Source organism: Streptomyces roseochromogenus subsp. oscitans DS 12.976 (assembly GCF_000497445.1).
Classification (GTDB): Bacteria; Actinomycetota; Actinomycetes; order Streptomycetales; family Streptomycetaceae; genus Streptomyces; species Streptomyces oscitans.
On sequence record NZ_CM002285.1, the window covers coordinates 4827666 to 4837116 of the forward strand.

Genomic DNA, 9451 nt, shown 5'->3' on the forward strand with positions numbered 1-9451 from the left:
GTGTCGTTCAGCCGATCTGCGCGTTCTTGGAGACGGTCACCTGGTCGATGTCGGAGGTCCGTACGGTGACGGCGATCTTCCAGTCGCCGGCCATGGGGATCTGCACTCCGCTCGCCGACCAGTGACCGGTCGTGATGTGGTCGGGGGTCACGGGAAGCGGGCCGATCTTCTTCGCCTCGAGGGTGAAGGCGACCTTCACCTCGGGGATGTCGAAGGCCTGGCCGCCTGGCCGCTGGACGTATACGTGCATCTCGTTGCCGCCCACGCGCGCGGGGTCGAGGTCGATGCTGACGACGCCCTTGCCGTCGCTGCCGCCGGTGTCGAAGGGCATGTCCAGGGTCAGCGCGCCGTTCGAGGGCGCCGTGGCCGGGCTCGACGACGAGCCGGCGGCCTTGGCCTCCAGCTCGGTGCGGCCCGGCTCGGTCTGGGTCAGCCAGGTGGTGACGGCGAGCAGCACGACCGCGACGCCTGCCTCGGCGAGAACCGTGCGGCGCAGTCCGAAGCGGTTCGTGTCACCGTCGCGCAGCCGCTTCTGCCGGGCGGCGTCCATGGCGGCCCGCTGCCGGGCGAGTTGCTCGGCGCGCCGGGGGTCCCCGCTGGTCTTGCCCTTGGCGGACTGCTCGGCCGTGCCGGAGCCGGTGGAGCGTTTGGCCGCGCCGGAGGCGACCCGTTCCCTCTCGGATTGCTCGGGCGTGACGGCGGCCGTGTCGGCGAGCCGGCCCGTCCATCGCCGGGAGACCGAGGCGATGCCGACCAGCAGCGCCACCAGCCCGATCTTGACCAGCAGCAGCTGTCCGTACCGGGTGTCGGTGAACGCCGACCAGGAGCCCAGCTGGCGCCAGGACTGGTAGGTGCCGGTCGCGACGAGTGCGAGGACGGAGCCGAAGGCCATGCGGGAGAAGCGGGCGACGGCGGTGACCTCCACCGGTGTCTCGGCGGGCGCCCGGTACAGGGCGACGAGCAGGGCGGTGAGCCCGCCCAGCCAGGCGGCGACGGCGAGCAGATGGACGACGTCGACGGGCATGGCGATGCCCGGCTGCAGTCCGACCGAGGCGTGCTCGGCCATGGCCCAGCTGGTGGCGAGCCCGGCCGCGACGACCACCCCGCCGATCGCGAGCCCGAAGGTCAGGTCGCGCTTCTCCTGGCCCTCCTCCCGCTTGGTGTAGGCGCCGAAGAGGACGGCGATGAACAGCGCGGCGGCGGCGAGCAGCAGCAGGCGGGAGACCAGGGCCGCGCCGGTCTTGGTCTGCAGCACCTGGCCGAGCAGCCCGAGGTCGAAGACGTCGGCGGCCTTCCCTGAGGTGGTGTACGAGCCGCGCAGGAGCAGCAGCCACAGGGTGGCCGCGGTGAGTGTGAGCCAGCCGCCGACGACCAGCCGCTGCAGGGCCCGTACACCGGCGCCGCGCTGCCAGCAGGCGAGTACGAAGGCGGCGCCGCCCGCGAGAACGATGAAGCCGGCGTACGACGCGTACCGCCCGAGCGCGTAGAGCCCCCCGACGACTCCGCCGCCCGCGACCGGCCCGGTGCCGGAGACCACGGTCTGCGAGGGTGCCCCGATGGAGAAGGTGTAGGCGCCGGAGACGGGGTGGCTGTCGGCCGAGACGACCTGGTAGGTGACCGTGTAAGTGCCCTTGCCCAGGCCGCTCTTGAGCCGCACCGCGTACGTCGTCCCGCTCACGTTGCCGGGTTTGCCGCTCTGCACCGGCTTGCCCCGCGGGTCGAGGACGCGCAGCGAGTCGTCGTTCATCGCCACCTTCTCGGAGAAGGTGAGCGACACCTGGCTGGGTGCCTGTTTGACCACCACCCCCTGCGCGGGGTCGCTGCCGGTCAGCGCCGCGTGCGCGGAGGCCGGTCCGGCGCCCGCCAGCAGTGCGCCGGTGACGGCGAGGAGCAGCACCACCAGGATGCGCAGGCTGCTCCGCCCTCGTGTGGGGGTGATGGTCCGCGTCACGGTGTCGGTCCCTCCCTCAGTGGCCGGTCGACGGGTTGTACGTGGCGGACTTCACCGGCATCTCGACGGTGAGGGGCCCGGATGTGGCGAAGGTGAGTCTCACGGTGACCGTCTGGCCCTGCTTCGGCTTGCGCTTCAGCTTCTCGAACATCAGATGGTTGCCACCGCTTTTGAACACGAGTTGACCGTGGGCGGGTATGGCGAAGGAGCTCTGCTCCTGCATGGCGCCGCCCATGGTGCTGTGCATGGTGACCTGGCCGGCGTCGTCGCTGGTCACCGAGGTCAGCTCGTCCTTGGCGCCGCCCTTGTTGGTGATCGTCAGAAAGCCGGCGGCCATGTCGGCGGAGACCGGCTGCGGTATGTACGACCCGCTCACCGACAGCTCGGCCTTCGAGGAACCGGAACCGGAGCCGGATTTCGACCGGGATTTCGACCCGGAGTCCGAGCAGCCCGCGAGGGCCAGCGTGCCGGCGAGGGCGGCGGCGGTCAGGACGGTTCGGCGGCCCAGGGGTTGCCTCACGGGTTCGCCCCCTCGACGAGCTTGGGCAGGTCCTTGGTGTAGTCGTCGACCGAGGCGTCCTCGCCGTAGAGGACGTAACCGGCGTTCGTCTTCGGGGAGAAGGCGATGACCTGGGTGCCGTGGACGGAGACCAGCTTGCCGTTCTTGTCCTTCGTCGTCGGCTCCACGGAGATGCCGACCGAGCGGGCGCCGGCCTGGATGGTGGCGAAGTCGCCGGTCAGGCCGATGAACTGGGGGTCGATGCCCTTGAGCCACTTGCCCAGCTGGACCGGGGTGTCACGGCCGGGGTCGGTGGTGACGAACACGACGCGCAGGTCGTTCTGCTCGGCCTGGGGCAGCGCCTTCTTGGCGACGGCGATGTTGCTCATCGTCGTCGGGCAGATGTCGGGGCAGTGGGTGTAGCCGAAGTAGACGAGGGTCGGATGGCCCTTGGTCTCCTTGCGGAGGTCGTACTTCTTGCCGTGCGTGTCGGTGAGGACGAGGTCCGGCTTCTCGAAGGGCTGGTCGAGGACGGTGGCGGCCTTGCCCGAGCCGGACTCCTCCGAGACCACGGAGACCGGCGACTTGTCGTCGTTCCTGCTGCCGCAGGCGGACAGGGTCAGGGTGGCGGCGGCGAGCAGCGCGGCCGCGGCGAACGTCTTCTTGCGCATAGAAAAATGTCCCAGATGTGAGTAATCCGGCGCGCACCGGGGGTCGTACGACGGCTTCGACAGCGTCGCACGCGTCGTACGCCCCCGTGCGCGGTACGGAACGGTGGGCTCAGGCGGTCCGGCGACGGCCGGCGAGGACGCCGTAGGCGACGCCCGCGACGCCGACGACGATGCCGACCACGCCGAGCACGCGCGCGGTGGTGTCGGTGTCATGGGAGCCGGAGTCCGTGGCGGCGGCCGCGTTCTCGGTCTTGTCGGCGGTGCCCTTGGCGTCCGCCGTGCCGTGGTGGCCGTCGGTCGCGGTGGACAGCTGCAGGACCGGCGCCGGGTTCTCAGGCTCGTTCTGGCCGGCCTGCGGTACCTCGATCCAGCGCACGACCTCGTTGTCGGAGTAGGTCTGCAGCGCCTTGAACACGAGCTGATCGGTGTTCTCGGGCAGGGCGCCGACGGAGAGCGGGAACTTCTGGAAGTAGCCCGGCTGGATGCCCTTGCCGTCGGCGGCGGTCCAGGTGACCTTGGTGACGGCCTCGTCGATCTTCTCGCCGTGCATGGTCAGCGGCTTGCTCAGCTTGGCCTTGGTGACCTGCACGTTCCAGCCGGGCACGGGCTCGGGCATGACCGAGGCGAGCGGGTGGTCGTCCGGGAAGGCGACCTCGACCTTGGTGGTGGTGGACTTGTCGCGCTCGTTGGGGACCTTGAAGTCGACGACCGCGTAGCCGCCCTTGGCCGCGGTGCCCTCCGGCTGCACGGTGACGTGTGCGAAGGCGGGGACGGACAGCGCGAGGACGGCCGTGCCCGCGACAGCGGTGGCGGCGGCGACGCGCGAGGCGATACGAGAAGCCTGCATGGCAGGGGTACTCCACTCTGAGAGTTCCGGTGACGGAGAGGGTGCGCGTGCCCTGCTGCTCTGCGCGTTCAGCGCACGCGTGCGTGCCGAGCGACGGCGGCGGCCTCTCCCATGGGTCTCCCATGGGTCTCCTGTGGGTCTCCCGTGGAGTGGTGCGCGCGTCGCGTCAGGCGGCGAGAAGGAAGCGGGCGGTGGGCGGGCCGCGCCGGATCACCGTGTGCTGGAGGGCGCCGGTGTGCGGGGCGGGTGGCTCGTCCGCGGCGGTGCGACGGCCGCGCGGGCCGGGCCCGGCGACGGGCAGCAACTCGGCGCACAGGGCGCACGCCAGCGCGAGCGCCGCGCGCAGGGATCGTACGAGCGCCCCCTCCGCGACTCCATGCGCCGACAGCTCGATCAGCCGCATCAGAGCCAGGTCGCCGCGGCGCAGCAGCCAGCCGGCGGCGACGGCCGCGAGGATGTGGCCGAGCAGCATCGGCAGCGAAGGCAGCAGCGCGGCGGAGGAGCCGGTGACGTCGTATGCGTGGGACAGGCCGCCCGGCACGGTCACGGACCGGCCGGAGCGGTCGATGAGGTGCGCGGCGAGCAGGACGTGGAAGGCGCGCCCGGGGGTGAGGGCGCCGGGGCTCGACCCGCACAGGTACCGCGCGGCCTGCTCGACCAGCGCGGTGTCGCTGAGCGAGGAGCCCAGCGAGCCCGTCGCGCCCGGTGAGCTGGTGGAGCCGGCGGGGTTCATCGACCCCATCGACCCCGTCGCCATCTGCCCCGAGACCATGGCGGCCCCGTGCTGGCCCAGCCCGAACAGCGTGTGCAGGGCGGTCTGGCCGAGCGCGAGGAGCGCGGCGATGCCGGGCAGCGAGCGGGCCCGCCCGGCGAGTGGCACCACGAGCAGCAGACAGCCGACGAACCCCGCGCCCAGCGTCCACAGCGGCACGCTCGCACAGGAGGCGAGGGCGTGCCCGCACGCGGCAAGCGCGACACAGACCGCGGCGAACACCGCGGCCCGCAGGATCCGGAGCCCGGCTCCGGGGCACTCCGTGCGCGGGTGGGGGGCAGTCATGGCGGGCCCATCATCGCACTGCGTCCATCGGCGTCCCACGGCAGGGCCGCGGGATAGCCCCTCATACACCGATTCCTCCGGCGGCGCATCGGCTGTATGGGCGGAGTCACGTCAACGGTGTGCTTACGGCCCGCTTTGGGCGGCAATACGTATCGGTATGTCGAGCCGCGGCCAGGAGGCTGGAGCATGAGCATCTGGTGGTCACTCCATCTGCGCCGCGAGGCCGCGAGCGTGCCGCTCGCCCGACGGCTGCTGATCGGCACCATGGAGACGGCCGGCGTCGACCCCGAGATCTCCTACGACCTGTCCGTCGCCCTCACCGAAGCCTGCGCGAACGCTGTCGAGCATGGCGGGCACACCCCGCACGGCGGCTCCTCGGGGGCGTACCGGGTGACCGCGTATCTCGACGGCGAGAAGTGCCGTATCGAAGTGGCCGATTCCGGACCGGGGTTCGCGCGTGCCCAGGAGATCCGCCCCGCCCGCCCGGACGCCGAGCATGGCCGGGGGCTCTGTCTCATCCAGGAACTCGCCGATCACGTCCAGATCGGCGCCAAGCCCGGCCGGGGCGGCACGGTGGTCAGCTTCGACAAGATCCTCAAGTGGAAGAAGGATCCTCCACTGCTCATCGCTTGAGCGGTTCAGGCGGTCAGTACCTTCGCCAGCACCTCCAGCGCCTCCGGGTACGCCCGCTCGCGGGGTGTGCCGTAGCCGACGACCAGGCCCTGCGGGCGGCCGGGGCCGGGGGCGTGCCAGTGGTCGCCGAGGGCGCCGAGGGCGAGGCCCTCCGCCTCCGCGCGGGCCAGCACCTCGGCCTCGTCGGGCACGTCGATCAGCGCGTGCAGCCCCGCCGCGATCCCGTGCACGCTCCTGCCCGCCCCCAGCCGGTCCAGCAGCTGGTCCCGGCGGCGCCGGTAGCGCAGCCGGCACGCGCGTACGTGCCGGTCGTAGGCGTGGCTGTCGATCAGTTCGGCGAGCGCGAGCTGGCCGATGGTCTCGGTGTGGTGGTCGCTGTGCAGCTTGGCGTCGGCGACCGCGTCGACCAGCTGCGGCGGCAGCACCATCCAGCCGAGCCGCAGCGCCGGGCCGAGCGTCTTGGAGGCGGTGCCGAGGTACACCACCCGGCCGGGTGCCATGCCCTGCAGCGCGCCCACCGGCTGGCGGTCGTAGCGGAACTCCCCGTCGTAGTCGTCCTCGACGATCAGTCCGCCACACGCGCGTGCCCAGTCGCCGAGTGCCCGCCGCCGCTCCGGGTGCAGGGTCACACCGGTCGGGTACTGGTGCGCCGGGGTGACCACCACGGCGGCCGCCTCGCCCAGCTGCTCGGGGCGCACCCCGCGTGCGTCGACCGGCACCGGCAGGACCGTTCCGCCGTTGCGCCGTACGACCTCCCGGTGGAACGGCAGCCCGGGGTCCTCCATGGCGACGGCGGCGCCGTCCAGCACGCGCGTGAGCAGCGCGAGGCCCTGGACGTACCCGGAGGTGATGACGATCCGCTCCGGCGGCGCGAGCACCCCGCGCGCCCGGCCCAGATAGCCGGAGAGCGCCGTGCGCAGCTCGATCCGGCCGCGCGGGTCGCCGTAGTCGTACGCCAGTGAGGGTGCCGTCGCGATGGCCCGGCGCAGCGCGCGCAGCCAGGCGGCCGCCGGGAAGGCGCCGACGTCCGGGCTGCCGGGGCGCAGATCGAAACGCGGGGCACGCGTGCGTGTCGCCGTGCCGGGTTCCGCCGACTCGACGGCGGGCAGCTCGGCGACCCGGGTGCCCGAGCCCTGGCGCGCCGTCAGATATCCCTCGGCGACGAGCTGGTCGTAGGCGGCCTTGGTGGTGCCGCGCGAGATCCCGAGCTCGGCCGCGAGCCGCCGGGTGGCCGGCAGCCGGGTCCCGGGCGCGAGCCGCCCGTCCCGTACGGCATCCCGCAGCGCCCGTTCGAGCCCGATACGACGGCCGTCCGCCGAGTCGGGTTCGAGATGCAGATCCACACCCACACCGGACCAGAAGTCGTTCACGAAAACCTTCCCCCTAGGCACGCGAATGGCCGGGCACCTCCCCGGTACCCGGCCATTCAAACGCAGATCAGCCCTTCAGCGCGGCCATCCACGCCTCGACCTCGTCGGAGCGGCGCGGCAGCCCGGCCGAAAGGTTCCTGTTGCCGTCCTCCGTGACCAGGATGTCGTCCTCGATCCGCACACCGATCCCCCGGTACTCCTCCGGCACGGTCAGGTCGTCGGCCTGGAAGTACAGCCCCGGCTCGACGGTGAGGACCATGCCCGGCTCCAGCGTGCCGTCCACGTACGTCTCGGTCCGCGCGGCGGCGCAGTCGTGGACGTCCATGCCGAGCATGTGACCGGTGCCGTGCAGGGTCCAGCGGCGCTGCAGGCCCAGCTCCAGGACGCGTTCGACCGGGCCCTCGACCAGGCCCCACTCGACGAGCCTCGTGGCGAGCACGTGCTGGGCGGCGTCGTGGAAGTCGCGGTACTTGGCGCCAGGCTGTACGGCCGCGATACCGGCCTCCTGGGCCTCGTACACCGCGTCGTAGATCTTCTTCTGGATCTCGCTGTACGTGCCGTTGACCGGCAGCGTGCGCGTGACGTCGGCGGTGTACAGCGTGTGGGTCTCCACGCCGGCGTCGAGCAGGAGCAGGTCGCCGGAGCGGACCGGGCCGTCGTTGCGGACCCAGTGCAGCGTGCAGGCGTGCGGGCCGGCGGCGCAGATGGAGCCGTAGCCGACGTCGTTGCCCTCCACGCGCGCGCGGAGGAAGAAGGTGCCCTCGATGTAGCGCTCGCTGGTCGCCTCGGCCTTGTCGAGGACCTTCACGACGTCCTCGAAGCCGCGGACCGTCGAGTCGACGGCCTTCTGCAGCTCGCCGATCTCGAAGTCGTCCTTGACCAGCCGGGCCTCGGAGAGGAAGACGCGCAGCTCCTCGTCGCGTTCGGCGGTGACCTTGTCGGTCAGGGCGGCCTCGATGCCGGCGTCGTAGCCGCGGACCACGCGGACCGGGCCGGTGGCCTCGCGGAGCTGGCCGGCGAGCTCGCGCACGTCGGCGGCCGGGATGCCGTGGAGCGCCTCGGACTCGGTGAGGGAGTGGCGGCGGCCGACCCACAGCTCGCCCTGGCCGGAGAGCCAGAACTCGCCGTTCTCGCGGTCGGAGCGGGGCAGGAGGTAGATCGTCGCCTCGTGGCCCTCGGCAGCGGGCTCCAGGACCAGGACGCCGTCCTCGGTCTGGTTGCCGGTGAGGTACGCGTACTCGACGGACGAGCGGAAGGCGTACTCGGTGTCGTTCGAGCGGGTCTTCAGGTTGCCCGCCGGGATCACCAGGCGCTCGCCCGGGAAGCGGGCGGAGAGCGCGGCGCGGCGGCGCGCGGTCTCGGCGGCCTGCGGGATCGGCTGCAGGTCACGCAGCTCCGTGTCGGCCCAGCCGGACTTCATGTTCTCGGCCAGCTCGTCGGAGACACCCGGGTACAGGCCGTTCTTCCGCTGCTTGATGGGCTCCTCGGACTCAGTTTCCGGGCCCGCTGCGGTAGCAGCTTCATCGGGCACGGCCGGGTTGAGTTCGTCGGCCACGTGATCCTCCTCGGTACGACGTGTGATCTCCCCCGGGCCCGCGACGCTCACGCTTGTGGCCGAGCGGGGGCCTCCATCATCGTACGGTCGTACGGTGGACGGACCCGGGCCGGATGACCTGTTATGCCCGGTCATGCCGACACCCTGAGGCTTCGCTCACTCGAAGCGGGCCGCCAGCAGCACCACGTCCTCCTCGCTGTCGGCCGCGTCCAGGCCGTTCGGCAGGACGGCGCGCAGCACGTGGTCGGCGACGGCGCCGGGGTCGCGGCGCAGCGCGCGCGGGATGCTCGCCGCGGCCGCGTGCAGGCGGGCGAAGGCGCGGTCCATGGGGTCGCCGGTACGGTGCAGCAGCCCGTCGGTGTAGAGCAGGACCGTCTCTCCGGCCTCGGCCTGGAACTCCACGCTGGGCGCCTCCCAGCAGGCGAGCATGCCGAGCGGGGCGGAGACGGAGGTCTCGGCGAACTCGGTGCGCCGTGCGCCGATCAGCAGCGGCGGGCTGTGTCCGGCGCCGGCCAGTGTGACCTTGCGCAGGGCGGGCTCACAGTAGGCGAACAGCGCGGTGGCCGAGCGCGCAGGCTCGGTCAGCCGCAGCAGCAGCTCCAGATCGGACAGGACGGCGACCGGATCCTCGCCCTCCATCACGGCGTAGGCCCGCAGAGAGGCGCGCAGGCGGCCCATCGCGGCCACCGCGCTCGGGCCTGAGCCGGTGACCGAGCCGACGGAGAGGCCGAGCGCGGCGTCCGGCAGCGGCAGCGCGTCGTACCAGTCGCCGCCGCCACGCGGGCCGGTGCGGTGCCGGGCGGCGAGCTGCACGCCGGGCACGCGGGGCAGCCGGGTGGGCAGCAGTTCCTCGGTGATGGTCGCCACG

At 72.3% G+C, this 9451-nt stretch carries 9 protein-coding genes; 1 reads left to right on the top strand and 8 read right to left on the bottom strand.

All coding sequences use genetic code 11. From position 1 onward, the window contains the following. Window positions 1–7 precede the first annotated feature (7 nt). The 5 genes from M878_RS70430 to M878_RS70450 form a co-directional block, all read right to left on the bottom strand. A complete protein-coding gene (locus M878_RS70430) occupies window positions 8–1951 on the bottom strand; it encodes a copper resistance CopC/CopD family protein (protein ID WP_023548730.1) in 1944 nt (647 codons plus the stop codon). Between the two features lie 16 nt (window positions 1952–1967). Continuing rightward, complete coding sequence (locus tag M878_RS70435; RefSeq protein WP_023548732.1) at window positions 1968–2471, bottom strand: copper chaperone PCu(A)C; 504 nt, start codon at window positions 2469–2471, stop codon at window positions 1968–1970. Beyond that, window positions 2468–3121, bottom strand: coding sequence for an SCO family protein (locus tag M878_RS70440; protein ID WP_023548734.1), 654 nt, complete (start codon window positions 3119–3121; stop codon window positions 2468–2470). Before M878_RS70440 ends, M878_RS70435 begins: the two co-directional genes overlap by 4 nt. A gap of 109 nt (window positions 3122–3230) precedes the next feature. Continuing rightward, complete coding sequence (locus M878_RS70445) at window positions 3231–3968, bottom strand: YcnI family copper-binding membrane protein (protein WP_023548736.1); 738 nt, start codon at window positions 3966–3968, stop codon at window positions 3231–3233. 166 nt (window positions 3969–4134) lie between these two features. After that, window positions 4135–5025 carry a hypothetical protein gene (locus tag M878_RS70450; protein WP_023548738.1) on the bottom strand — a complete coding sequence of 297 codons (891 nt, stop codon included), beginning with the start codon at window positions 5023–5025 and terminating at the stop codon, window positions 4135–4137. 186 nt (window positions 5026–5211) lie between these two features. On the opposite strand from M878_RS70450, the gene M878_RS70455 reads away from it, so the two are divergent. Continuing rightward, the gene (locus M878_RS70455; protein WP_023548740.1) at window positions 5212–5658 is read left to right on the top strand and encodes an ATP-binding protein; all 447 of its coding nucleotides are present in this window, start codon (window positions 5212–5214) and stop codon (window positions 5656–5658) included. A 5-nt stretch (window positions 5659–5663) separates the two neighbouring features. Here the strand turns inward: M878_RS70455 and pdxR are convergent, their stop codons facing one another. From pdxR to M878_RS70470, 3 genes are all read right to left on the bottom strand, one after another. Continuing rightward, entirely contained in the window at window positions 5664–7028 is a 1365-nt protein-coding gene (gene pdxR, locus M878_RS70460) for a MocR-like pyridoxine biosynthesis transcription factor PdxR (RefSeq protein WP_023548742.1), read from the bottom strand. A 67-nt stretch (window positions 7029–7095) separates the two neighbouring features. Further along, window positions 7096–8583 (bottom strand): aminopeptidase P family protein, encoded by a 1488-nt coding sequence (locus M878_RS70465; protein WP_031225389.1) that lies wholly within the window; start codon window positions 8581–8583, stop codon window positions 7096–7098. 156 nt (window positions 8584–8739) lie between these two features. Beyond that, a partial coding sequence (locus tag M878_RS70470) for a PP2C family protein-serine/threonine phosphatase (protein WP_023548746.1) occupies window positions 8740–9451 on the bottom strand: 712 nt, incomplete at its 5' end.

Bases quoted from the DNA above. Each gene is read 5' to 3' on its own strand.
- M878_RS70445 (WP_023548736.1), bottom strand. From the start codon at position 3,968: ATGCAGGCTTCTCGTATCGCCTCGCGCGTCGCCGCCGCCACCGCTGTC.
- M878_RS70450 (WP_023548738.1), bottom strand. From the start codon at position 5,025: ATGACTGCCCCCCACCCGCGCACGGAGTGCCCCGGAGCCGGGCTCCGG.
- M878_RS70455 (WP_023548740.1), top strand. From the start codon at position 5,212: ATGAGCATCTGGTGGTCACTCCATCTGCGCCGCGAGGCCGCGAGCGTG.
- M878_RS70440 (WP_023548734.1), bottom strand. From the start codon at position 3,121: ATGCGCAAGAAGACGTTCGCCGCGGCCGCGCTGCTCGCCGCCGCCACC.